Below are 24365 nucleotides of genomic sequence, written 5' to 3'. Positions count from 1 at the left end.
CAATGTGGTGCCGAACGTCTTCTTTCGGTCCCGGTTACCGGCAAGCTGGCGGCGACGTAATTTGATTCCATGCCGTACAGGCACCTCGTTTTTGGAGCATGCGATGACTTCTCACCGCTCGACCTTCGGCAAGCTTGCCCTTTCGACATTCCTGCTCGCCCTGCCGCTCAACGCCGCTTTCGCGCAGGACACGACCGCCGTGGCGAACCGGCTGAAGAGCCTGATGGCCGCCCAGGGCGTGGAGTTCGGCTGGACCGGCATTTCCGGCGACAGCTCCAGCATGGTGCTGCAAGGCGTCACGGTGAAGCCTGCCGCCGAGAATGATACGCTCGCCATCGGCGACGTGACGCTCCAGGGCATCGGCGAGGCCAATGGCGGCTACACGATCGAAACCGCCAGCACGCAGGGCTTCACGCACAGCCAGGACGGCGCAACCGTCGACATCAGCCCCTTCACCATGCACGGCATCACCGTTCCGCCGGAAGGCAGCGACGATCCGATGTCCACCATCATGATGTACCGCTCGGCCGAGCTGGCCAGCCTCGCGGTCAAGGTCGAAGACAGGACCGCGTTCTCGATGGAGAATTTCTCGGTGCAGGTCTCGCCGCCGGCGGACGGCCAGGCGATGACCTTCAGCGGCGGGGCGGAAAAGTTCACGGGCGATCTTTCGCTGGTCGAAGATCCCCAGTCGAAGGCGGTCATCGACGCGCTGGGCTACCAGACCATTTCCGGCCATCTGGCGATGGCGGGCTCGTGGCAGCCCTCCGACGGCAAGATGACGCTGTCGAAATACGACATCGCCGTCGACAATGCCGGCAAGTTCGGAATGACCTTCGACATCAGCGGCTACACGCTGGATTTTGTCAAGTCGCTGCAGGAGATGCAGAAGCGGATCGCCGCGCAGCCCGACGGCGACGACAAGTCGGCCGAGGGCATGGCCATCCTGGGGCTGCTCCAGCAGCTCACCTTCAACGGCGCCTCGATCCGTTTCGACGACGCCTCGCTGACCGGCAAGGTGCTCGACTATGTCGCCGGACAGCAGGGCATGAAGGCCAAGGACGTCGCCAACCAGGCCAAGGCCATCGTGCCCTTCGGCATGGCGCAGCTCAACAACCCCGAGCTGACCCAGCAGGTGGCGGCGGCGGTGAGCGCCTATCTGGACAATCCCAAGAGCATCGAGATCGCAGCGCATCCCGCCTCGCCGGTGCCGTTCGCGCTGATCATGGCCGGCGCCATGGCCAACCCGCAGGACCTGACCAAGACGCTCGGCGTCCAGGTCAAGGCCAACGCCGACTGACCGGGCCGTCGCGACGAGCCGACGGATGCCGGCTCAGGCCGGCATCAGCGGCGGCGGCGTCAGCCGCGCGCGAAACGGAAAAAGCGCCATGCCGTCGTCCGGGCCGGGGCCGAGGTCGATGGTGCCGACGGTCTCGCCGTCCTCGAAGCTGAGATTCGCGTCATAGCGGCGGGCCAGCGCCTTCATCGCCGCGTTGTTGGGGTGCGTGGTCACGCGCAGGCGCGCGTAGCCGAGCCCCCTCGCCTGCGCGATCAGGCGCGCGAACAGCCACCCGCCGATGCCCCGGTTCTGAAGATGCGGCTCGACGCTGAAGGCGATCTCGGCCGTCGGCTCGTCATCCTCCGGGCGCTCGTGCAGTTCGGCGGCGCCCAGCACCAGCCCGTTCTCGACATAGCCGACCACGGTCGTGCCATCGGCGAAGCAGCCATCGGCATAGGCCGAGACGAAGGCGTCGCCGGCCACGCCATTGAAGCGGTCACGGCGGCTGCGAGCGTCGAGCCGCAGCAGGTGATCGCGGAAACGGGGAAAATCGGATGGCCTGAGCTGGCGTATGGTCCCCATTGCCGGGGCAGCATGCGCAACGTCGTTTTCCATGTCGTGCTCCTCGTGGGTTCCTCCCCGAGTCGTCCTCCGACGCACGCAATATTGTGCAATGCAGCATGATTTGCAAGTTGCCGCAGGGTCACCTGCGACGCTCGGTCGCCGCTTTTCGGCCCGCTGCTTGCGCCCGCACGAAAAGTTGACAAAAATGTTCACCTATATTGCATTCCAGTCTGGAATTATTCCAAACTATGCGCCATATTCGCTAAGGCACTGCTTCGGAAGGAACCATCATGCGACTCACGCGCCAGACCAATTATGCCATACGCATACTGATGTACTGCGCGGCCAACGAGGGGCGGCTGAGCCGCATTCCCGAGATAGCGGCGGCCTATTCGGTGTCCGAGTTGTTCCTGTTCAAGATCCTGCAGCCGCTGGTGGAGAACGGGCTGGTGACGACAGTGCGTGGGCGCCATGGCGGCGTGAAGCTCGGCCGGCCGGCCGAGGACATCTCCCTGTTCGACGTGGTGCGCGTGACGGAGGAGAACTTCGCCATGGCCGAATGCTTCGAGGCGGACTCCACCTCCGAATGCCCGCTGATCGATGCCTGCTCGCTGAATGCGGCGTTGCGCCAGGCGCTCAACGCCTTCTTCGAGGTGCTGGCCGGCCATTCGATCGCCACCCTGGTGGCCGCCCGCCCCAACATGCAGCAGCTTCTGGGCATAGAGTTCCCGGCCGACCACGCCGCCTGACCTTCGGGCGGCGGCGCCGGCGCCCGGCGGTCTTTCCGCTTCAGTGGGAGACGATCGACTGCGGCAGCACGAAGGGCACGCCGCCGGCCGGCAGGGCGCCCACCTTGAGGCGACAGCCGAAAACCTTCTCGATCAGCGTATCGTTCAGCACCTCGCCCGGCGTGCCGGAGGCGACCAGCCGGCCATCGTGCATGGCGTGGATGCGGTCGGCATACATGGCGGCGAGGTTGAGATCGTGCAGGATGGCGACAACGCCGCCGCCCCGCTCCGCGAAATCGCGCGCCACGTCCATGACCATCAACTGGTGGCGGATGTCGAGGCTGGACACCGGCTCGTCGAGCAGCAGGTAGCGCGGCCTGCCCTCCAGCACCGGCGCCCAGACCTGGCAAAGCACCCGGGCAAGCTGCACGCGCTGCTGCTCGCCGCCGGAAAGCTCCTGGTAGTAGCGGCCCGCATAACCTTCCAGGTCGACCCGCGCCAGCGCCCGTTCCGGCAGGCGGCCGGCCTCGCCGGCGAGCACGCCCGAACGTCCGCCGACAAGCCCCAGCCGGACCACTTCATGCACGGTGAACGGAAAGGCCAGCGTCGCCGCCTGCGGCAGCACCGCGCGAATGCCGGCGGCTTCGGCCGGATTCATCGCCGCCACGTCGCGGCCGTTGATGGCGATGCGCCCGCCATGGGCAAGATCGCCGCACAGCGCCTTCAGCAGGGTGGACTTGCCGGAGCCGTTCGGCCCGACGATCGCCGCCACCTCCCCCGGCCGGGCTTCCAGATCGACGCCGGAAACGATGCGTTTGGCGCCGATCGCCACGGATACGTCGCACAGTTCGATCATGGCGCTGCCCTCACAGATCGACGATGCCGCGCCGGCGCAGCAGTATCCACAGGAAGAACGGACCGCCGATCGCCGCCGTGACGATGCCGATCGGCAGTTCGGCCGGCGCCACGACCGTGCGCGAGAAGGCGTCGGCGAGCAAAAGCAGCGCCGCGCCCAGCAGCGCCGAACCGGGCAGCAGGTAGCGGTTGTCGGGGCCGATAACCAGGCGCAGCAAATGCGGCACGACGATGCCGACGAAGCCGATGCCGCCGCTGACCGCCACGGCCGCGCCGACCGCGGCCGAGACGCTGACGATGGCCGCGTATTTCAGACGCTGAACCGGCACGCCGAGATGGGCGGCGGTGGCTTCGCCCAGCGCCAGCGCATTGAGGCCGCGCGCCAGGAAGGGCATGGCCGCCAGCGCCGGCACGATGACGGCCGCCGCCGCCGCGATCTTCTGCCAGGTGGCGCCGGCCAGCGAGCCGAGCTGCCAGAAGGTCAGGTCGCGCAATTGCCGGTCGTCGGCGATGAACACCAGCATGCCGGTCAGGGCCATGGCCAGCGCCGCGAGCGCGATGCCGGCCAGAAGCATGGTGGCGACCGAGGTGCGGCCCTGCCTTGTCGCAACGCGATAGAGGATCAAGGTGGCGGCGAGGCCGCCGCAGAAGGCGGCCAGCGGCAGCGCCGCCGGGCCGAGCAGGGCCGTGAACGGCGCGAGCGAGGTGGTGCCCAGCACGATGACGGACACCGCCCCGAGCCCCGCACCGGCCGAAACGCCGACAAGGCCGGGATCGGCCAGCGGATTGCGGAACAGGCCCTGCATGACCGCGCCCGACACGGCCAGCGCCGCGCCCACAAGTATGCCCATGACGACGCGCGGCAGGCGGATGTCGTGGATAATGATGCGGTCTCGCGCGCTCAGCGCATCGGCGGGCGCGCCGGACACCCAGTGCCGCAGCACGCCGAGCGCGGAAGCGTCGGAGGCGCCCGACGCCAGGCTGAACAGCGCAACCGCCACCAGCCCCGCCGCAAGAGCCGCGAGCGCCAGCACGGCGCGGCCGGAACGGTCGCCGGCCGGGCGCGCCATCATGCCGGCCGGGCCGGCGAGCGACTGGTCCACCATCCCGCCTGCCCGCTCAATGGGTGGACTGGCCGCCGTAGAGCGCGGCGGCAAGGTCGTTGACGGCATCGGCCGTGCGCGGGCCGAAGCCGAGCAGATAGCCGCCGTCCATGCGCACCAGTCGGCGGGCGGTGCCGGCGGGCGTCTGGGAGATGGCCGCATTGGCGAACAGGTCGGTCTCCGAAACACCGGGGCCCGCGCCGTCCATCACCAGCACGACGTCGGGCCGCGCAGTGACGATCGCCTCGTCGGAAAGCTGCTTGTAGCCCTCGTAGCCTTCGACGGCGTTGACGCCCCCGGCCAGCCGGATCATGCCGTCGGCGGCGGTGCCGGAGCCCGAGGCCAGCACCTTGCCGCCGGCCAGCGACAGCACGAACAGCACCCGCTTGCGTTCCTCGATGCCTGCGGTGCGGCTTTCGGCCGCCTTGAGCTTGGCGTCGACCTCCGCCGCCAGCTTCTCCGCCTTGGCCTCGACGCCCAGCGCCTTGCCGACGACGCGGATGCGCGTGAGGATGCCTTCATGGTCGAAGGTCTCGGGCACCTCGATATAGGGCACGCTCGCCGTCTTCAGCACCTCGATGGTCTGCGGCGGACCGCTGCCCTGCAGGGCCAGGATGCCGGTCGGATTGACCGAAAGCACGCCTTCGGGCGAAAGCTGGCGCATGTAGCCCAGGTCGGGCAGTTCGAGCGCGGCCTGCGGATAGAGACTGGTGGAATCGCGCGCGACGAGATGGCTCTCCTCGCCCAGCGCAAACACGATCTCGGTCACGGAGCCGCCGATCGAGGCGATGCGCGAGGTATCGGCGAACGATGCCGTTCCCTCGGCGGCTCGGGCGGCGCCCGCCAGGGCGGAAAGGCCGAAGGCGGCCGCCAGCGCCAGCCCACGCAGGGTCCTCATGGCAGTCTCCTATGCCGCCACGGGCGCGGCCAGGCGCGGCAGGCTCCCGGCCAGGGCGCGCCAGTCGGCACGCTCGACCTCGCCTTCGTGGCGCTTGCCGAAGAACTGGATGATCATGCGCCCATCGGCGTCATAGGCTTCCAACGAAGTGACGTGCCCGTCCTTGGTCGGCTTGCGCACGGCCCAGACCTCGGCGATGTGATCGGTGCGCAGGTGCAGGTGGAAGGTCTCGTCCATCACATTGAGCCACGGCCCCATCGGCTTGATATTCCTGACCGGGCCTGAATGGATCTGGATACAGCCGCGATTGCCGACGAAGCACATGATCGGCATTTCGTCCGCCACCGCCCGTTCGAACATGAGCGGCACGACGCCGGCTTCGAGCTGCCAGGCATAGTCGGCACCCACCATGCGCATCGCCTGCCGGCGGCCGAGCTTCAGCTTGCGCAGCATGCCGAAGAATTCGTGCACGTCGGTCAGCCTGCTCCAGCTTTCGCGCAGCGCCGCCGCATCGGTCGGCGTGCCGGAAACCTCGGCATCCATGTTGGCCGGCGCCGGCTCCACGGCGATCGCCGGAGACTGGTCGGCGGACTGCAGCCGGGCGACCAGCTTCTGGTAGGCATAGAGATTGGACGCGGGGCGCAGGTGCACCTTGTGCACGGCATCGCCCGCCGCGTCGAAGAATTGCAGGCTGTGGCGGATGTCGTCGCCGTCGCGCTTCTCCACCGCGAAGCCGTGTTTCCACACCTTGGGGAAGATGCGCAGGTCGATGTTCTCGCCGAGCGCCAGCGCGCTGTGGTCGCCGGTGACCACCTTGTCGTAGATGCCGATCTTCTCGTGCACGGCGCTGTCGTTGCGGGTCAGCGCCATGACCTCGCCGACGGCCTCCAGCCCGGTCAGCAGATCGTTGGCGCGCGCCTCCACGCGCAGGACGCCTTCACCGCAATGGGCCGCCACCAGCTCCGCCTCGGAAATGCCGAGCTGGGCGGCGAGATCGCGCTCGCGCATCTTCGGATTGTCCGAGCGTGCCCGCCTGATTTCGTGTGGGGCGGGTTTTACGCGCTGGTCCATGTCTGCACCTTACTTGTTGAGAATGAGTTTGCCCTGGCGGGTGATCTTGAGCCGGTAGAGCGCACCGTGGTGCTCGATGCCGATCTCGTGCTCGCCCTGGAACAGCGCGTTCGACGACAGCGTCCTGACCGAAAGCGGAATGCGCTCGGTGCGCACGGCCGCCTGCCCCTCGAATCGACGGAAACGGGGGCGGAAATCGTCTGGATCGTTTGTGTTCATCCGGATCGCTCCTGCTCGGAAGCGGGCCCAGGGAGAAGCCCGCGGAAAATCCGATTCATTTGTTGACTCGAATAATCATGTTTACTAGTCAGTGCAATACCGGACTAAACGAGTCAATATTTAAGATGCCGGGCACGATCAAAAATGCGAGCAAGCGTTTCGCCAGCCAGCATGCAACGCGAATTTTGGAGTTCGACTGCAATGGAGTTGGCGAATTGGGGACGGGCCGGCGCTTCCAGGCCGAGCCGTAGGGCGGCCGGCGGGCTGGCCGCGCTTCTGGCGGGGGCGGCGGCGACTGCATTGCTGGCAACATCGGCGCACGCGCAGCAGGCCGCACAGGCAGGCGACCAGCAGGCGGAACAGGCAAAGCAGGAAACCGACGCCAAGAAGGACGCCGCCGGCGCCACCCTTCTCGACAAGATCATGCTGCTCAGCCGCACCGGGGAGACGGCGATTCAGAGCCTTTCCTCTTCCAGCCACGTCGACCAGGAGCAGATCGACCGGCGCATGGCCGCCACCCCGAACGAGATGCTGTTCGGCGTCCCGGGCGTGGCAGTGCAGGCCGACTCCAGGCGCGTCGCCTCCTCCATCAACATCCGCGGCCTGCAGGACTTCGGCCGCGTCGCCGTGATCGTGGACGGCGCGCGCCAGGACTTTCAGCGCTCCGACCACGGCACCCAGTCGACCTTCTACATCGACCCCGAACTGGTGAAATCGGTGGACGTGATCCGCGGCCCGGTCGCCAACACCTACGGCTCCGGCGCTATCGGCGGCGTCGTCTTCTTCGACACCAAGGACGCGATCGACTTCCTCAAGCCGGACGAGACCTGGGCCGCTTCCGTGACCGGCGCCTACGAGACCAACGGCCACGGCTGGACCACCAGCGCCACCGGCGCCTACCGCTTCAACGACAATCTGGATGCGCTGGGCAACATCGTCTACCGCGACTACGGCGACTACAAGGACGGCGGCGGCAACAGGGTCGCGGGCAGCGGCTTCGAGGTGCTGGGCGGGCTGCTCAAGACCACCATCCGGCCTTCCGAGAACAGCGAACTGAAGCTCGGCTGGGTCGGCGCCGGCGACCAATGGAACGAGATCAGCGGCGGCAAGCCGGCCTATGATCTGGACCTGAAGCAGAACACTTTCACCGCCCGCTACAACATCACCGACGACGACAAGAGCTGGCTCGACCTGCACATCAACGGGTCGTTCAACAAGACCAGGCTCGACCAGACCAGCCTGGTGCCGGTCGGCGGCCGCTACGATCCCGTCACCGGGCTGCCGGTGGTCCTGCCGATCGGCTCCAAGGCCAATTACGACGTCGGCACGGGCGGCTTCGACATCTGGAACACGTCGCGCTTCGAGACCGGCCAGTTCGCGCACGAGCTGACCTATGGCGGCGACTGGGTGAGCGACGACGTCGACACCACCGGCACCTCGGGCGGGGATTCCTTCTACACGCCTTCGGGCAAGCGCCGCGTGTCCGGCGCCTACATCCAGGACAAGCTCTCCTGGGACTGGCTGGAGGTCATCGCCGGGCTCCGCTACGACAGCTACAGCCTCAAGGGCGACGACACCGAGACCTCGGGCGACCGGCTGTCGCCGCGCGTCACCGTGGGCGTCTCGCCCTTCCAGGGCCCCGGCCTGGAAGGTCTGCAATTCTACGGCACCTATGCCGAAGGCTACCGCTCGCCCTCGCTCAGCGAGACGCTGATCAGCGGCCTGCACCCGGCGGGCGTTGTGTTCCCCTTCCTGCCCAATCCCAATCTGCGGCCGGAAACCGGCAAGACCTGGGAATTCGGCGTGAACTACAAGGCCGACGGCGTGTTTCGGGGCGACGATGCGCTACGCCTCAAGGCGGCCTACTTCAACAACGACGTCGACGATTATATCGACGGCGCCTCGATCGACGCCGGCCAGCCGGGCTGTCCGTTCCTGACCAATGTCCCGCCGATCTTCGCGCCGGGCGGCTACTACATCCCCACCTGCTACCAGTACCAGAATTTCGCCAACGCCAAGATCCGCGGCTTCGAGTTCGAAAGCGTCTACGACGCGGCCTGGGGCTTTGCGGGACTGTCGGCATCGGTCATCGACGGCCACACCGTCTCCTATGCCGGCGAGCGCGCCGACCTCGCCACCATCCCCTCCTCGCAGGTCACCGCCCAGCTCGGCCTGCGCTTTTTCGAGGACAGGCTGACGGTGGGCGGCGAAGTGCAGTACAACGGAAAGCCGAAGGGCAATGCAACGGCCGAGGACTACACGCTGGTCAACGCCTTCGCCAGCTACAAGGCCACCGACAACCTGAAGCTCGATTTCCGCGTGGACAACCTCTTCGACGTCAAATACGCCAATCCGCTGAACGCCAGCACCACGAGCACGGTCTACGAGCCGGGCGTGACGCTGAAGCTGGCGGCGACCATGAGATTTGGAGGCTGATGCAATCATGAAGACGGCAACCCTCATTTTCTCGGCAGCCGTGGCGACAGCGTTTTCCTGGGGCGCGCTTGCGCAGGAGGCGGCCCGCCCCGCCCCCGCCGCCCTCAGCCTCGAGCTCAACGGCGCCCAGCCCTCCGACAAGGGCTGCCGCCTGACCTTCGTGGTGAAGAACGACCTCGGCGCCGACCTTTCCAAGGCGGCGTTCGAGATCGCGCTGTTCAACGAGGCCGGCGTGGTGGACAGGCTGACCGTGCTGGATTTCAAGGACCTGCCCGCCGGCAAGACCAAGGTGGTGCGCTTCGACCTGGCCGGCACGGATTGCGGCAAGATCAGCCGCGTGCTGGTCAACAGCGCCACGGAATGCGCCGGAACGGGCGTCGAGCCCGCCGCCTGCATGGGCAAGCTCAAGACCGACAGCAAGGCCGGCATCTCCTTCGGCGTCTGAGGAAAGCACCTTGCGACATCCCGAGCCGGCATTCTCGCATGGCGGTCCGACCTGGCCCTTGGCCGGGCTCGGCGCCATGCCTGCGGAACGGGACGATCCGGCGCTGGCCATTCCGCGCGGCGCGGTGCAACTGACGGCGCGTGACATCGCCCTGCGCAGCCATATGGCGCAGATCGGCCCTGTCCCGGCGGTGCCGACCGTCGCCGCCCCGATGGGCAACGCCGGCAAACGGGCAGAGCGGAAGCGCCGCTGGATGCCGGCGATCGTCATATCCTGCCTGCTCCACGCGGCTGCGGCCGCCGCGCTTCTGGCCTCGCCCTTCGGCGCGATCGAAGACCCCGTGCAGATCGAGGGTGGCGAGCAGTCGGGCATCCTCATGGCAGGCACCGCCGCCGAGGACAGCGCTTCCGCCGGCGCGATAGCCGACACCGACGTGACCCAGGTCACGCTGGTGCCGATGGTCGACGCCAAACCGGTGCAGACCGTGGATGCCGAGCAGGTCCAGACGGTGGAGGCCGAGCCGGTACAGACGGTGGAGGCCCAGCCGGTGACGGTCGCGGAAGCGGCCGAGCCGGTCAGCGAGGCCGACGCGGTTGCGCCCGCCACCGAGACCATGCGGCCCGTCGAGACCGAGACGCAGCCCGCTGCCGCCGTCCAGGACGAAGCCCAGCCGGCCGTCGAGGCGCCGCTGCCGCAGATCCTCGCCGCCGCGCCGCTATCGCCGCCGCAGGACGACATCGTGCAGCCGGCAGCCGAAGCCCCGGCACAGGCACAGGCCGATGACGTCGTCGCGGCCGAGGAGATGCCGCAACAGAAGCCCCGGGCAAAGCAGACGCCCCCGGCCAAGCCGAAGCCACAGGAAAAGCCGGCCAGGAAGGCCGAGCCGGTCAAGAAGCCGGAGCCTAGGCCGCGAAAGGCCAGGACGCAGGCGGGTTCGGGCGGCCAGGCCGAGAGCGACGCCAGGCGCGGCGTCTCGGACGGCCGCGACGACGGCGACACGACGCTGGCCAGCAGGGGCGCGCGCAGTTCTGCTGCCGGCAACGCGGCGGTTTCCAACTATCCCGGCAAGGTGGCCGCCAAGCTGCGGCGCGTGGCGCGCAACATCTCGCCTTCCGCGCGGGCCAAGGCCCGGAACAACGCCCAGGTGGCGTTCGTCGTCAATGGCGGAGGCGGCATCGGGGCGTTGCGCCTGGTCAAGAGCTCGGGGTCGCCCGAACTCGACAAGGCGGCGCTCGCCATCGTGGAAAGGGCAGCGCCCTTCCCTCCCATTCCGCCCGAAGCGGGACGTCCGAACTGGGCCTTCACCCTGCCGATCGGGCCATTCTGAGCTTCCACACCCATCACACAGACAGGAGAACAGCACATGTACATCGCCATGAATCGCTTCAAGGTGCAGAAGGGCTCGGAGGAAGACTTCGAGGCCGTCTGGAAGAACCGCGACTCCTCGCTTGCCGAAATGGCCGGGTTCAAGGAATTCCACCTGTTGCGCGGCAAGTTCCACGAAGAGGAAGGCTACACGCTGTTCGCCTCGCACACGGTCTGGGCCAGCGAAGCCGATTTCATCGCCTGGACCAAATCCGAGAATTTCCGCGCCGCCCACCGCAACAGCGGAACCACGAAGGTCCACTATATCGGCCATCCCCAGTTCGAGGGCTTTTCGGCCGTCGAAGGCGCGTAAGCCGCCCGTACAGGTTCTATCGATCAGGGGCGCGGCGGTCGAGAAACCGCCGCGCCTTTTGCGCGTCTCAGGCCGCCGCCAGCAGGCTGGCATTGCCGCCGGCCGCGGTGGTGTCGACGCAGACCGCGCGCTCATGCGCATAGGCGGCCGGATAGAGCACCTCGCCGACCAGAGGCACGATCGGCCCGCCGCGGCCGGCGAGCGCGCGCCGCAGCGCGCGCGCCTCGTTTGCAGATCCCGAAAACGCCACCACATCGACCGGCAATGAGGCAAGTGCTGCCGGATCGAGCCGCGCGTCCAGCGCCGCAACCGGCAGGCCCTTGCCGGTCAGCGTGGAAAGGGCTGCCGGCGCCGCCGGCGCCACGGCCAGCACGGCATTGCCGGCGGCAAGCGCCTGGATCGCCTGCGAAAGCAGCGTGTCGGCGTCGGGGCCCAGGCACAGAACCCGCCCGCGTGGGCCGAGCGACAGCGTGTTGGCCTCTCCCGTGGGACCGGGCAGGTCCACCTGGCCGAAATCGAGCCCGGCGGAAGCCGCGATCGCAGCAGCCCCCTTGCCGCGCAGGTGTTTTCTCAGGATCGCCACGCGGTCGGGCCGCGCCGACCAGCCGCCCAGCGCGGGGTCGGGCATGTTGTCGGCAAGCTCCTTGGCGGTCGCCGCGCGCGCCTGCGCCAGTTCCGTGCGCGCTTCGGCGCCTTTGCGGAAACGGCGCAGATAGTGCGGGCCGCCCGCCTTCGGCCCGGTGCCGGAAAGCCCCTCGCCGCCGAAGGGCTGCGAGCCGACCACCGCGCCGATCTGGTTGCGGTTGACGTAGATGTTGCCGGCATGGATGCCGTCGACGAAATGCTGGGCGCGGCCCTCGATGCGGGTATGCAGGCCGAAGGTCAGCCCAAAACCCTTGGCGTTGACGGCGCGGATGACGGAATCGATCCTGTCGGCTTCGAAGGTGGCGACATGCAGGACGGGGCCGAACACCTCGCGCTGCATCTCCTCTATGCCCTTCACGCTGAGCACGGTGGGGGCGACGAAGCGGCCGCCCCCCGGCACGTCCAGCCGGGCAACCAGCCTGCCGGCGCGCTCCATCTCCTGGCAATAGTCGCTGATCGACTTCTTCGCATCGTCGTCGATGACGGGGCCGACATCCGTTTCGATCTGCCACGGGTTGCCGACGGTGAGCGCGGCGAGCGCGCCCTTCAGCATCGCCAGCGTCTTTGCCTTCACGTCCTTCTGCACATAGAGCACGCGCAGCGCCGAGCAGCGCTGGCCGGCGCTCTGGAAGGCGGAAGCCAGGATGTCGCGCACCGCCTGCTCGGGCAGAGCGGTGGAATCCACCACCATGGCGTTCAGCCCGCCGGTCTCGGCGATCAGCATGGCGTCGGGCGCGGCGGTCTCGGCCAATTGCTTCTCGATCAGTTTTGCCACCTCGGTCGAGCCGGTGAAGCAGACACCGGCGATGCGCGGATCGGCCGTCAGCGGCGCGCCCACCGACGGGCCGTCGCCCGGCAGCAGTTGCAGCACGTCGGCCGGCACGCCGGCCTCATGCAGCATCTGGACGGCGCGGAAGGCGATCAGCGGCGTCTGCTCGGCCGGCTTGGCGATGACGCTGTTGCCGGTGACGAGCGCTGCCGCGATCTGGCCGGTGAAGATGGCGAGCGGGAAATTCCACGGCGAGATGCACACGACGGCGCCGCGCGCCTCGGTGCCCGCTTCCGCCCCGGCGGCTTCCGACGCGTAATAGCGCAGGAAATCCACCGCCTCGCGCACTTCCGCCACGCCGTCGGCCAGTGTCTTGCCGGCCTCGCGCGTGGCCAGCGCGAAGAACTCCACCGCGTTCTTCTCGTAGAGGTCGGCGGCGCGGCGCAGCAGATCGGCGCGCTCCGAAACGGGGCGCTTGGCCCATTCCGGCTGCGCTGCCACGGCAATGCCCATCGCCTCGGCGGCCTGCTCCCGGGTGGCCTCGACCACCGAGCCGACGATCTCGTCCGTCCTGGCCGGGTTGAGCACGGCGCGCTTTTCGCCCTTGCCGGCGGCGCGGCTCAATGGTTTGGCCTGCCAGCGGTCGGGGCCGGAAAACGCCGCCCTGCCCTTTTCGATCGCCGCCAGCGTCACCACGTCGGAAATGTCCCAGCCCTTGGCGTTGCCGCGTCCGTCGCCGAAGATGGCGGCGGGCCTGGCGATGTTCGGATTGGCCGCCGGCCCCTGCATTTCCACGGTCTCCAGCGGATCGCGGGCGATGGCTTCGGGCGGCACCGCCTCGTCGGTCAACTGGTGGACGAAGGAGGAGTTGGCGCCGTTCTCCAGAAGCCGCCGAACCAGATAGGCCAGCAGGTCGGAATGCGCGCCCACCGGCGCATAGATGCGGCAGCGCGTGCCCTCGGCCTTGCGCACCGTCTCGTGCAATTGCTCGCCCATGCCGTGCAGGCGCTGGAACTCGAAGGAATCGCGGTCCGGCGCCATGGAGAGGATCGCCGCCACGGTGTGGGCGTTGTGCGTGGCGAATTGCGGATAGATGCGGTCGGTCATCGACAGCAGCTTTTTCGCGCAGGCCATGTAGGACACGTCCGTGTTGGCCTTGCGCGTGAAGACCGGATAGCCGGCAAGGCCCAGCACCTGCGCGCGCTTGATCTCGGTGTCCCAGTAAGCGCCCTTGACCAGGCGCACCATGATCCTGCGGTCGAGCTTCTTCGCCAGCGCATAAAGCCAGTCGATGGCGTAGGCGCAACGCGGGCCGTAGGCCTGCACCACCACGCCGAAGCCGTTCCAGTCGGCAAGGCGCGGGTCGGCCAGCACCTTCTCGATGACGTCCAGCGACAGGTCGAGGCGGTCGGCCTCCTCGGCATCGACGTTGAGGCCCATGCGCGCCTTCTTGGCGGCGAGTGCCAGCGACAGCAGCCGCTCCACCATGACCGGCAGCATTTTCTCCCGCTGCGACACCTCGTAGCGCGGATGCAGCGCCGAAAGCTTCACCGAGATGCCCTGGTTGCGGCGGATGTCGGGGCCGTTGGCCGGCACATCAAGCGCGGAAATCGCGTCCGCATAGGCTTTCAGGTAGCGCAGCGCATCTTCTTCCGTGCGGGCGGCCTCGCCCAGCATGTCGAAGGAATAGAGATAGCCCTTGTCGGTCATCGAGCGGCCGCGCTTCATGGCTTCCGCAATGGTGCGGCCGAGCACGAACTGCTCGCCCATCTCGCGCATGGCCGCCGCCACCGCCTTGCGGATGACGGGCTCGCCCAGGCGCCGCACCATCGCGCGCAAGGTGCCCTCTATGCCGCCCTCGCCCTCGTCCAGCACGCGCCCCGTCAGCATCAGCGCCCAGGTCGAGGCGTTGACGAAAATGGAGGACGACGAGCCCGAATGCGCCGACCAGTCATGCGGGGCGATCTTGTCGGCGATCAGATCGTCCATCGTCTCGGCGTCGGGCACCCGCAGCAGCGCCTCGGCCAGGCACATCAGCGCCACGCCCTCCTTGGTGGAGAGGCCATAGGCGGAGAGGAAAACCTCCATCAGGCGCGGGTCGGACGAGCCGCGCACGGCCTTGACCAGATCCACGGCCCGCGCCGCGATTCGCTTGCGGTCCTCGGGCGACAGGCCCGTGGCCTCGGCCAGCCGCTTCACGGCGACATCCTCGTCGGCAAGATAGTTGGCGCGGATCTTCTCGCGGATGGCGTCTGGTTCTGGCATGGCGGACCTGTGCGGCACGGGTTGGAGTGACTGAAGCCAAACTAGCATAACGCAGTGCAAAGGCCGGTCCAAACAAGTCGACAGCCCAGTCCGTATGGACTAGGTAATGGCTTACGTTTCGCATTGATCGGATGATTTTTCCCATGTCAGAAGACCAACTGGACCGCATGGACAGAAGCATCCTGTCGGCGCTGGCCAAGAACGGGCGGCTTTCCATGGCCGAGCTGGCCGAGAAGGTCGGACTTTCCAAGACGCCGGTGCAGGCGCGCGTCAAGCGGCTGGAGCGCGACGGCTTCATCCGCGGCTATGCGGCCGTCATCGATCGCGAGCGCATGGGCGAAGGCCATCTCGCTTTCGTCCAGGTCAAGCTTTCCGACACGCGCTCGGCCGCGCTGGATGCCTTCAACCGCGCCGTGCAGGGGGTGCCTGAAATCGAGCAGTGCCACATGATGGCGGCGAGCTTCGACTATCTCTTGAAGGTGCGCACGCGCGACATCGCCGCCTACCGCCGCGTGCTCGGCGAGCGCATCTCGGCCCTGCCGCACGTGGCCCAGACTTCCACCTTCGTGGCGATGGAGACGGTGAAGGACCGCTGAGCCGGGCCGGTTAAGGTTAAAACTTGGTTATCGTGGCGCCGGCGCCGACGATCGGGCACAAGCCTTGCGGGGGCGCCGGGACATTCAGTCGGCGTGAGGCGTGGGGTTGAGGGGCGTTGCGCCCGCCGGCCGTCCTGCGCCCCCGCCCGGGCGGGCTTTCCATGATTGTGGCGGATACGCCATTGACGAAACGCCTCGCGCACCCGAAAGGAAAGCGGATGCGGGCGTGGCGGAACCGGTAGACGCAAGGGACTTAAAATCCCTCGATCCTCGATCGTGCGGGTTCGATCCCCGCCGCCCGCACCACCCTTTATCCCCCTGGATCGTCGCCAAACCCTTGCGGACGCGGCGTCGCGCGATGCAAGCCGGTGGCCGAACAGGCTTGAGTAGCGTCACCGTCCATGGCCAGATCGCCGAGGCTTCCTCACTGATACATCCGCGGAATGCGGTCCGCCCATGTCCTTTCCCTGATCAGCTCGCCGTTCCTGCGCAAAGTCTTGGTGAAAGTGACGTGGAAATCCAAGGCATCCGACTCGATCCGCGCCTTGGTCGTGAGGTCTATTTCATTGCCCTTGACGGTAAAGACATTCCTGCGTTCGCCCTGGTAGCGGGCGTTGGCAGGCGCGGCGTCATTGACGTCCCATCGGTACGATTCGCTGGATCGGTATTGGTTGTCATGAATGGTCCAGGCAACGTCGCTGGCGGTCGTGAATGTCGAATCGCCGGTCTGCTCATTGCGGACACTGTTGAAGACAGGGCCGTTATTTTCCAGCTCCTTGCCGAAAGGCGCCGCATCGCTTTGCTCCGGCGGCGGCAGGATACAGGCCTGGTTCGTTTCGTTCTGCACCGGCACCACCGGCAGTTCGAGCCATGTGTCATTGCCCAGCAAAAGACTGGTACTGCCCGCCGTAGGGCTGGGCCAGATCATGGGAAACTGCGCGTTGGCGACGGCCAGGCGGATGCGATGGCCGGGCTTGAAGCGCCATGTGGTGAAGTGAATTGATGTGCTCAGCGCAGTCGGTTCACCCGGTATAAGCGCCGCAGGCTCAAGCCGCGAAATGCGCTGGGACGGATTGATGATCGCGCCGCTGACCAGGGACACCTGGCCATCCGGAGCGACATCTTCCAACCGCACCGTCCACTGGTAGAAAGGGGCATCGGCGGCCACGCGCAAGCGCACTTGCGGCATGCCCATGATTTCCAGGGCCTCGGTCAAGGGGGCGGAATCGTAGACCAGACTGTGGGCGTCGTCCGCCGCCATGTCGCCCGTTTGCTCGCCCCACCAGCCGCCGGCCGCCAGCCCGGCGCCGGCGCGGTAGAGCAGGTCTTGGGCGGTTTCCTGCTCCGCGGGGTCGTTGCCAAGCAGTTGCGCGGTTTGAGGATAGAGGCGTTGGGTGGCGCCGTCCGATGGCCACTCCTGACCGCAGCGCCAATAGCCGGGGACAGTCGCCAGATCGGTGGCAGGCGCGTGGCCGGTGCGCATGAATGCCATCCAGCGGGGCTCGTCCAGAATTCCATTGTCCATTCCCTTGAGCCAGTGGTCCCACCAGCGCAGGGCCTTTTGCCGCCATTCGTAGTTGGGGCCGGGCACGCCGTATTCAGGCCATGCGTGGTTCCACGGCCCGATTTCCGCAATGACCGGCGCCTTGGCGGTCCGCCCCACATCCATGACGAAATCCCTGTAGCCGTCGAGCAATCCCCCGATCAGATAGGCCGGGACCTCCAGAGGGGCCTTGAACGTGACGGACTCCTTGCGCCAAAAATCGCCGTCCTTCTGCTGGCGCAGCCAGGTGAATATCCAGGGTTCCCTGTCGAAACGATTTTGGAAATAATCTTCATCGATGCGGTAGTCCGGGCTTTGCGGCATCGAATTGTCGGTATCGATTTGATGCGCATAGGAATCTATGTGCAAAGCGCCGTCGATATAGTGCACATCATTGTAGAAGAGGTCCGTCGACCCATGCGCGGCAATGATGGCCTTGAGCGCAGGCGGTTTTCTGTGGGCCGTCATCAGTGAGTTGAAGGCGCTCCACGAAAGGCCGTACATGCCCACATTGCCATTGGACCAGCTCTTTTTGGACAGTTGGGCGATCAACTCCTGCGCGTCGGAAATCTCCGCTTCGGAATACTCGCTTTCGGGGATGCCGCCCTCACTGCCTCCCGTACCGCGCACATCCACGCGGGCAACGACATAGCCGCGCCTGGCGAAATATGAGCCATATTCATAATCGCCAAGCGTGAAAAAATCGTCCTTGCGATAAGGCAGCATTTCCATGATCACCGGGAATGTTTCCCCCGGCTCTTTGGCCACGGGCCGGTAGTAGGTCACGGCCAGGCGCACGCCATCTTTCATTTCGAGCGTGCCGTTCTCCAGAAAAAATTCGTAGTGCGTGGCGTCCGCTGACGGCGCGGCATGCCCGGAGCTGCCGAATAAACCGCCTATGAGGAACAGACAAATCGCCAGTTTCCCCAAGGCGTTCTCCCTCAAAGTTATCATTTGTCCCCATGGAGTTTTGTGTTGTTTGCAGCTTCCAGTGGCACGTGTCAGCGTGATGGTTGATTCACGGCCGCGGCGTTCATGGCAGTGGCCGTAGTTCTGCGCAAGCCGGCGGATGACGGCAGCTACCATCGGCCCGGCAATGTCAGGCCGCATCAAGTTCCGCGCCTTCTTGGCGAGGGCTTGCGGGGCTGGCATTGACGGCGGGCGCTGCCTAAATAGCGCGGGTCCCCGGTCTATGCCGAATCCGGCCTTTCGGGGCAGACCGCCGCAAGATCGGCCCGGCAGACGACTGGCCGCCGCAAAACTTTCGAAGCCCGCACGGAGTTCGCATGACCGCCCCCCTCTTCCAGCCCATCACGCTCGACGGCCTCGCATTCCCCAACCGCATCGCGGTGGCGCCGATGTGCCAATATTCCGCCGACGACGGCTCGGCCAGCGACTGGCACCTCTACCACTGGATGAACCTGGCCATGTCGGGCGCCGGCATGATCACCGTCGAGATGACGAATGTGGAGCGGCGCGGCCGCATCAGCCATGGCTGCATGGGCCTCTACGGCGACCACAACGAGGCGGCGGCGCGGCGCGCGCTGGACGCCGCCCGCCGGGTGGCCCTGCCCGGCGCGAAATTCGGCGTGCAGCTCGCCCATGCCGGTCGCAAGGCCTCCAACCAGCGGCCCTGGGAAGGCGGCGGCCCCCTGAAGCCGCATCAGGACCCGTGGCCGGTCGTGTCGGCCTCGGCGATCGCCTATGATGACGGCTGGCAGGTGCCGCATGCGCTGGACGAGGAAGAGATCGGGCAGGTCATCCGCCATTTCGCCGAAGCCGCCCGGCGTGCCGAGCGCGCCGGCTTCGACTTCATCGAGCTGCATGGCGCGCACGGCTATCTGATCTTCCAGTTCCTGTCGCCGCTCTCCAACCATCGCACCGACCGCTGGGGCGGCTCGCTGGAAAACCGCATGCGCTTCGCCGTCGAGGTCGCGCGCGCAGTCAGGCAGGCGGCGCCCGGGCTGATGCTGGGCGCCCGCCTTTCGGTGAAGGACTGGGTCGACGGCGGTTTCGACGTGGCCGAGGCGATCGAGGTGGCGAAGGCGCTGAAGGCCGAGGGCATTGCCTATATCTGCTGCTCCAGCGGCGGCAACTCGCCGCTGCAGAAGCTGCCCTCCGGCCCCGGCTACCAGGTGGACCTGGCCGAAGCGGTGAAAAAGGGCGCCGGCATCCCCACCCGCGCGGTCGGCCTCATCACCGAGCCGGCGCAGGCCAACGCCATCGTGGCCGAGGGCCGGGCCGACATGGTGGCGCTGGGCCGCGCCTTCCTGGCCGATCCGCGCTGGGGCTGGCGTGCGGCAGCGGCGCTGGGCGAGAAGATCCATCCGGCTCCGCAGCTTGCCCGCTCGGTCACCACGATGGAGCATTGGGCCAGGCCTGCGTGAACGCCTTCCCGGACCGGCGCTTCGGCAGGGTGGTTGAAACCTTCCGCGAAGTGCTGGAAAATCCGCAGGCAGTCAGCGGATTTGTAGCGGACGGCGCGCGGGAACCGCATGATCCTGTCGCCGTTCTTGAACCGGAGGACTTCATGGCGAAGCTGACCTACAAGATCGTGGAGCATGATGGCGGCTGGGCCTACAAGGTCGGCGCCACCTATTCGGAAACCTTCCCCACTCACCAGGACGCGTTGCGCGCCGCGCAGATCGCCTCGTCGGAGCAGCAGATTTCCGGCGCCACCGACGGCATCGAATATGAGGATGCCGCGGGCAAATGGCATGAGGAACTGGCCGACGGACGCGACCGGCCGCAAACCGAGGTCTCGGACGAGGACGGCAAGACGCGTTAGGCGCCGCCCGACAAAAAGGGGCGACCCTCCCGCTCGGGAGAGCCGCCCCTGCCGCACGACCAGGAGACGTATCAGCCGTGCAGCTTGATGGCGATCTCGGCCACGCGCTTGCCCTGGAACTGCGCTCCTTCCAGCTCCTGCGCCGAAGGCTGGCGCGAACCGTCGCTGTCGCTCGTGGTGGTCATGCCGTAGGGCGCGCCGCCGCGCACCACGTCGTTGCCCATCTGGCCCTGATAGGCATAGGACAGCGGCACGATGACCATGCCGTGGTGCTGGAGCATCGCCTGCGTCGACAGCAGCGCCAGTTCCGCGCCGCCGTGCTGGGTGGCGGTCGAGACCATGACGGAGCCGACCTTGTTGACCAGCGCGCCCCTGGCCCAGAGCGGCCCGGTCTGGTCGAAGAAGTTCTTCAGTTGCGAGGCCATGGCGCCGTAGCGGGTCGAGGCGCCGACAATGATGGCGTCGTAGTTCTCCAGTTCCAGCGGCTCGGCGATCGGCGCTTCCTGATCGAGCTTGTAATAGGCGGCCTTGGCCACTTCCTCCGGCACCAATTCGCGAACACGCTTGACCGTCACCTCCGCGCCGGCCTCGCGGGCGCCTTGCGCCGCCGCACGGGCCATCTGCTCCATATGGCCCCAGCTCGAATAATAAAGAACAAGTACCTTTGCCATGCTTCGTCTCCTGATGTTCGATTTCGTGGGCGGATAGCCGCCGCGCCCGACGTATCTAGGAGCTAGACCGTTCACCGGAAACATCCTTGTCGGAGACAGATTGTTCACCGCGACAGCACGATTGCAGGGACCGGCACCGAGGTCTATGTGATTGGCATCGTCCGCAGCCGGAGCCCGCCATGCCCGAGATCGTCACTGCCGCCATGCTCGTCATCGGCGACGAAATCCTGTCCGGCCGCACCAAGGACAGGAACATCGGCCATCTCGCCGAGATCATGACCGCGATCGGCATCGACCTGAAGGAGGTACGCATCGTCCCCGACGAGGAGGATGAGATCGTGGCGGCGGTGAATGCGGTGCGCGCCCGCTACACCTATGTCTTCACCACCGGCGGCATCGGCCCCACGCATGACGACATCACCGCCGATTCCATGGCCAGGGCGTTCGGCGTGCCTTGCGAATACGACGCCAGGGCCTATGCGATGCTGGAGGAAAGCTACGCCAGGCGCGGCCTCGAATTCACCGAGGCGCGGAGGCGCATGGCGCGCATGCCGCGCGGCGCGGTCCATATCAACAATCCGGTGTCCACCGCGCCCGGCTTCCGCATCGGCAACGTGCATGTCATGGCCGGCGTGCCGGCCATCTTCCAGGCCATGCTGGACAATGTCGTGCCCACGCTCCAGGGCGGCGCCAGGATGCTGTCGGCCACGGTGCAGTGCCCTTTCGGCGAGGGGATCATCGGCGGGCCGCTGGCGGAGATCCAGAAGCGGCATCCCGACACGATCATCGGCTCCTATCCCAAATATGGCGACGGCAAGTTCTGGACGGAGCTTGTGGTGCGCTCGCGTTCCGAGGAAGCCCTTGAAGCCGCGCGCGCAGAGGTCCAGTCTATGGTCGACGGCTTGGCCGCGGCCGGCTGAGGTCCATGGCGGAACCCGGCCTGCCGCAGGGACGTTTCGTCCAGGCAAGACGATCGCAGGCAAACATGAGGGGCCCGACATGACGTTCAAGACCATCGTCGCGATCCTGCAGAACGAGCAGGACGCCGAACGCGTTCTGGACTGTGCCGTGCCGCTGGCCGGGCGGTTCGGCGCCCATCTGATCGGCATCCACGCCGAGGCCATGCCGGTGCCCTACACCTCGGCGGCCGGCTTTCCCGACACGGAATTCCTCCAGGTGTCGTCCGAACTCAACAAGGAGCGTTCCGACAGGCTCCAGGCCGCATTCCTGCGGCGCATAGAGGGTGCCGGCCTGGCGTTCGAATGGCGCAGCCTGGAAACCTTCTCCGGCGACAGCGCGCTTTCCGGCATTGCCAGCGTGCGCGCCGCCGACCTCGTGGTGGCCGCGCAGCGCGAATCCGGCGGCGAACCCGGCGCCGATGTCGACACGCTGGTCTACGATGCCGGCCGGCCGGTGCTGGTGGTGCCGCATTCCGGCCCGGTCATCACCACGTTCAAGCGCGTGCTGCTGGCATGGAACGGTTCGCGGGAAGCGGCGCGCGCAGCCTTCGACGCGCTGCCCTTCCTGATCGGCGCCGAAAGGACGGAGGTGCTCGTCATCGACCCGCCGGACGTTCTGGACGGCAACCCCGAGGCAGCCGGCGCCGACATCGCCGCCGCCCTCGCCCGCCACGGCGTCGCCGTCTCGGTTTCGGTGGGCGACACCGACGGCGTGGCCGTCGAAGACATGATCCAGAACCGGCTGGTGGAAACGGGCGCGGATCTGATCGTGCTCGGCGCCTACAGCCATTCCTGGCTGCGGCGGCTGCTGTTCGGCGGGGTAACGCGCTCGGTGCTGCGCACGGCACCGGTGGCGGCATTCCTGTCGCGATAGGGGAATGCCCTGCCCGGCCCTCTTTGTCACGTGACGAAAGTCCCGCGGCCCTCCCGGCGCGACGGTCCACAGCCTGGGTGTTTCAACACCCTTGCCAAGGCCGCGTCTTTCCGGCTAATTCCGCCCGCATTCCCTTGTTTCACGCGCGCGCCGGGCGCGCGCCTCCGCGGAGTGCGCCATGTCCCTTCCCGAAAAGGCATTTCCGGTCTCCTGGGACCAGTTCCACCGCGATGCGCGGGCGCTCGCCTGGCGGCTTGCCGGGGTCAACGGGCAATGGAAGGCGATCGTGTGCATAACGCGCGGCGGGCTGGTGCCGGCGGCCATCATCTCGCGCGAACTCGGCATTCGCGTCATCGAGACGGTGTGCGTGGCCTCCTACCATGACTACACCTCGCAGGGGCAACTCAAGGTGCTGAAGGAGATCACCCCCTCGCTCCTGAGTGACGACGGCGCCGGCGTGCTGATCGTCGACGACCTGACCGACACCGGCAAGACCGCCGGCGTGGTGCGGGCGATGATGCCCAAGGCGCATTTCGCCACGGTCTACGCCAAGCCGAAGGGCCGGCCGCTGGTCGATACCTTCGTGACCGAGGTGAGCCAGGACACGTGGATCTACTTCCCGTGGGACATGGGCTTCACCTACCAGAAGCCGATCGCCGACGACCATACCGGCTGACCAAAGCCTCCTCGCGCAAAATGCACTGATATCGCGCCCCGGGGCGGCCGTTTCGGCTGCCCCGGCGGAAGTTTTTACTTTTACTCCATATGATCGGCCGTAGAATTATTGAGACGGCAAACGATTCTCCCTTTGCCCGAACGGATTTTCGCATGCTGAGCGGGCCCCTGACCGACAATGCCGATCTGACCGAACGGATGCGCAAGCTGTTCGGTACCGTGCCGCGCCGCCTGCAGGTGGCCGCCCTGCCCTGGCGAAGGCACGCCGGCGCGGTCGAGGTCATGCTGATCACCAGCCGCGACACGGGTCGCTGGGTGGTGCCGAAGGGCTGGCCGGAGGCGCGGGAGCCGCTGTGCGAGGCGGCCGCGCGCGAAGCCCGCGAGGAGGCCGGCCTGACGGGCGCGATCTCGCCTTTCGAAGCCGGGCGCTATTTCTATGCCAAGGCGCTTTCCAGCGGGCAGGAAGTGCCCTGCGAGGTACTGGTGTTTCCCTTGCGGGTCGACTCGGTGGCCGACCGCTGGAAGGAGCAGAATCAGCGCGAGCGCCGCTGGGTCTTTCCGGCCGATGCGGCCCGCATGGTCAAGGAACCCGACCTCGGCCGGATTATCGCTGGTTTCGGTGCCGATCCGGAGAAATTCGCGGCTTGAGGCCTTGCGCGGCCCGGCGGGGCCTGCCCGCCTGCGTCGAAGCCGCCGAACCCTGCCCTCAGCCGCCGACGCCGCTTTTGCCGTGCGGAGCCGGTTTCTTCGCTGCCGGCCTCTTTTCCAGCGCACGCAGGAGACGCAGCGCCGCCGGCTTCAGCGAGCGCCATTCGAGCCGGTCGTCGGCGTCGCGCAGATCGTCCTCCCACTGCTGGGAAAGAACGGCGGCCTCCAGGCCCGTCTGATCGGCATCATCCGCTGCGAACGGCCACCGGGCGCGGGTCATGGCCGCAACCATCAGCCCGCCCATCGGGGCCAGGGCATAGTCGCAGATCGACGGATCGCAGCACTCATCGACGACCGCCGCCAGCAACGCGGCCGACGACGCGACGAACAGGCCGACCACCTCGTGATTGGTGGCCTTGCGGACAAAATAGGCGTTCAAGTGTCACCCCAATGGAGCGACCACCGTCGCTCCCAGCACTATTTCCCCCACCTCCTTTTTACAAATGCACGCGAAACAGGCAAGCCGGCTGTCGCCGGACAGTGATGTGCCACGACCCCTGCCCGCCGTTTTTCTCCCCGTTATCCACATTCGTGGCACACAAGATGTTGGGGTCACAAAATCCACAAAAACGAACTCTTGACGCGTCCCGCCGAGTCGC

General features: G+C 66.9%; 23 protein-coding genes and 1 tRNA gene. 14 read left to right on the top strand and 10 right to left on the bottom strand.

Annotated elements, in window-relative coordinates:
- The first annotated feature begins 103 nt into the window (after positions 1–103).
- Positions 104–1297, top strand: coding sequence for a hypothetical protein (locus tag ACTDI4_RS11220; protein WP_442841216.1), 1194 nt, complete (start codon positions 104–106; stop codon positions 1295–1297).
- A gap of 33 nt (positions 1298–1330) precedes the next feature.
- Here the strand turns inward: ACTDI4_RS11220 and ACTDI4_RS11215 are convergent, their stop codons facing one another.
- A complete protein-coding gene (locus tag ACTDI4_RS11215) occupies positions 1331–1891 on the bottom strand; it encodes a GNAT family N-acetyltransferase (RefSeq protein ID WP_442841215.1) in 561 nt (186 codons plus the stop codon).
- 239 nt (positions 1892–2130) lie between these two features.
- Here ACTDI4_RS11215 and rirA point away from each other — a divergent pair, with 239 nt between their 5' ends.
- Entirely contained in the window at positions 2131–2589 is a 459-nt protein-coding gene (rirA, locus tag ACTDI4_RS11210; RefSeq protein ID WP_442841214.1) for an iron-responsive transcriptional regulator RirA, read from the top strand.
- 40 nt (positions 2590–2629) lie between these two features.
- Here the strand turns inward: rirA and ACTDI4_RS11205 are convergent, their stop codons facing one another.
- The 5 genes from ACTDI4_RS11205 to hemP are packed head-to-tail and all read right to left on the bottom strand — an operon-like array spanning position 2630 to position 6714.
- Positions 2630–3424 (bottom strand): heme ABC transporter ATP-binding protein, encoded by a 795-nt coding sequence (locus ACTDI4_RS11205; RefSeq protein ID WP_442841213.1) that lies wholly within the window; start codon positions 3422–3424, stop codon positions 2630–2632.
- A 10-nt stretch (positions 3425–3434) separates the two neighbouring features.
- Positions 3435–4529, bottom strand: a complete 1095-nt coding sequence (locus ACTDI4_RS11200; RefSeq protein WP_442841212.1) for a FecCD family ABC transporter permease — start codon at positions 4527–4529, stop codon at positions 3435–3437.
- Positions 4530–4542: 13 nt separating this feature from the next.
- Positions 4543–5424, bottom strand: coding sequence for a heme/hemin ABC transporter substrate-binding protein (locus ACTDI4_RS11195; RefSeq protein ID WP_442841211.1), 882 nt, complete (start codon positions 5422–5424; stop codon positions 4543–4545).
- A gap of 9 nt (positions 5425–5433) precedes the next feature.
- The gene (locus ACTDI4_RS11190) at positions 5434–6495 is read right to left on the bottom strand and encodes a hemin-degrading factor (RefSeq protein ID WP_442841210.1); all 1062 of its coding nucleotides are present in this window, start codon (positions 6493–6495) and stop codon (positions 5434–5436) included.
- A 9-nt stretch (positions 6496–6504) separates the two neighbouring features.
- Positions 6505–6714: a hemin uptake protein HemP gene (gene hemP, locus ACTDI4_RS11185; protein ID WP_442841209.1), complete on the bottom strand. Its 210-nt coding sequence runs from the start codon at positions 6712–6714 to the stop codon at positions 6505–6507.
- A gap of 201 nt (positions 6715–6915) precedes the next feature.
- Here hemP and ACTDI4_RS11180 point away from each other — a divergent pair, with 201 nt between their 5' ends.
- Genes ACTDI4_RS11180 through ACTDI4_RS11165 form a run of 4 tightly spaced genes read left to right on the top strand, consistent with a single transcriptional unit; the run spans position 6916 to position 11273 of the window.
- Positions 6916–9150: a TonB-dependent hemoglobin/transferrin/lactoferrin family receptor gene (locus tag ACTDI4_RS11180; RefSeq protein ID WP_442841208.1), complete on the top strand. Its 2235-nt coding sequence runs from the start codon at positions 6916–6918 to the stop codon at positions 9148–9150.
- A gap of 7 nt (positions 9151–9157) precedes the next feature.
- Positions 9158–9595, top strand: a complete 438-nt coding sequence (locus ACTDI4_RS11175; RefSeq protein ID WP_442841207.1) for a hypothetical protein — start codon at positions 9158–9160, stop codon at positions 9593–9595.
- A 10-nt stretch (positions 9596–9605) separates the two neighbouring features.
- Positions 9606–10922 (top strand): TonB family protein, encoded by a 1317-nt coding sequence (locus tag ACTDI4_RS11170; RefSeq protein ID WP_442841206.1) that lies wholly within the window; start codon positions 9606–9608, stop codon positions 10920–10922.
- Positions 10923–10958: 36 nt separating this feature from the next.
- Positions 10959–11273, top strand: coding sequence for an antibiotic biosynthesis monooxygenase family protein (locus ACTDI4_RS11165; RefSeq protein ID WP_442841205.1), 315 nt, complete (start codon positions 10959–10961; stop codon positions 11271–11273).
- Positions 11274–11340: 67 nt separating this feature from the next.
- On the opposite strand, the gene putA is transcribed toward ACTDI4_RS11165, so the two are convergent.
- Positions 11341–14952: a bifunctional proline dehydrogenase/L-glutamate gamma-semialdehyde dehydrogenase PutA gene (putA, locus tag ACTDI4_RS11160; RefSeq protein ID WP_442841204.1), complete on the bottom strand. Its 3612-nt coding sequence runs from the start codon at positions 14950–14952 to the stop codon at positions 11341–11343.
- 143 nt (positions 14953–15095) lie between these two features.
- Between putA and ACTDI4_RS11155 the strand changes: the two genes are divergently transcribed.
- The gene (locus ACTDI4_RS11155) at positions 15096–15548 is read left to right on the top strand and encodes an Lrp/AsnC family transcriptional regulator (RefSeq protein ID WP_442841203.1); all 453 of its coding nucleotides are present in this window, start codon (positions 15096–15098) and stop codon (positions 15546–15548) included.
- A gap of 220 nt (positions 15549–15768) precedes the next feature.
- Positions 15769–15854 (top strand) — tRNA-Leu (locus tag ACTDI4_RS11150).
- Positions 15855–15972: 118 nt separating this feature from the next.
- Here ACTDI4_RS11150 and ACTDI4_RS11145 read toward each other — a convergent pair.
- Positions 15973–18021, bottom strand: a complete 2049-nt coding sequence (locus ACTDI4_RS11145; protein ID WP_442841202.1) for a CocE/NonD family hydrolase — start codon at positions 18019–18021, stop codon at positions 15973–15975.
- A 356-nt stretch (positions 18022–18377) separates the two neighbouring features.
- On the opposite strand from ACTDI4_RS11145, the gene ACTDI4_RS11140 reads away from it, so the two are divergent.
- Positions 18378–19478 (top strand): NADH:flavin oxidoreductase/NADH oxidase, encoded by a 1101-nt coding sequence (locus ACTDI4_RS11140; protein ID WP_442841201.1) that lies wholly within the window; start codon positions 18378–18380, stop codon positions 19476–19478.
- 143 nt (positions 19479–19621) lie between these two features.
- The gene (locus tag ACTDI4_RS11135) at positions 19622–19879 is read left to right on the top strand and encodes a DUF2188 domain-containing protein (RefSeq protein WP_442841200.1); all 258 of its coding nucleotides are present in this window, start codon (positions 19622–19624) and stop codon (positions 19877–19879) included.
- A gap of 71 nt (positions 19880–19950) precedes the next feature.
- Here ACTDI4_RS11135 and wrbA read toward each other — a convergent pair whose 3' ends face one another.
- The gene (wrbA, locus tag ACTDI4_RS11130) at positions 19951–20550 is read right to left on the bottom strand and encodes an NAD(P)H:quinone oxidoreductase type IV (RefSeq protein ID WP_442841199.1); all 600 of its coding nucleotides are present in this window, start codon (positions 20548–20550) and stop codon (positions 19951–19953) included.
- A 179-nt stretch (positions 20551–20729) separates the two neighbouring features.
- Here wrbA and ACTDI4_RS11125 point away from each other — a divergent pair, with 179 nt between their 5' ends.
- The 4 genes from ACTDI4_RS11125 to ACTDI4_RS11110 all read left to right on the top strand — a co-directional run bounded on the left by ACTDI4_RS11125 (position 20730) and on the right by ACTDI4_RS11110 (position 23706).
- Positions 20730–21470, top strand: coding sequence for a competence/damage-inducible protein A (locus ACTDI4_RS11125; protein ID WP_442841198.1), 741 nt, complete (start codon positions 20730–20732; stop codon positions 21468–21470).
- A gap of 79 nt (positions 21471–21549) precedes the next feature.
- A complete protein-coding gene (locus tag ACTDI4_RS11120) occupies positions 21550–22383 on the top strand; it encodes a universal stress protein (protein ID WP_442841197.1) in 834 nt (277 codons plus the stop codon).
- 178 nt (positions 22384–22561) lie between these two features.
- Positions 22562–23059 (top strand): xanthine phosphoribosyltransferase, encoded by a 498-nt coding sequence (gene gpt, locus ACTDI4_RS11115; RefSeq protein WP_442841196.1) that lies wholly within the window; start codon positions 22562–22564, stop codon positions 23057–23059.
- Positions 23060–23211: 152 nt separating this feature from the next.
- A complete protein-coding gene (locus ACTDI4_RS11110) occupies positions 23212–23706 on the top strand; it encodes an NUDIX hydrolase (RefSeq protein WP_442841195.1) in 495 nt (164 codons plus the stop codon).
- Positions 23707–23764: 58 nt separating this feature from the next.
- Here the strand turns inward: ACTDI4_RS11110 and ACTDI4_RS11105 are convergent, their stop codons facing one another.
- Positions 23765–24145, bottom strand: a complete 381-nt coding sequence (locus tag ACTDI4_RS11105) for a hypothetical protein (RefSeq protein ID WP_442841194.1) — start codon at positions 24143–24145, stop codon at positions 23765–23767.
- Between the last annotated feature and the right edge of the window lie 220 nt (positions 24146–24365).

This window comes from Mesorhizobium sp. PUT5 (assembly GCF_052216645.1).
Taxonomy (GTDB): domain Bacteria; phylum Pseudomonadota; class Alphaproteobacteria; order Rhizobiales; family Rhizobiaceae; genus Mesorhizobium.
This window is presented reverse-complemented; position numbering and strand designations above follow the sequence as displayed.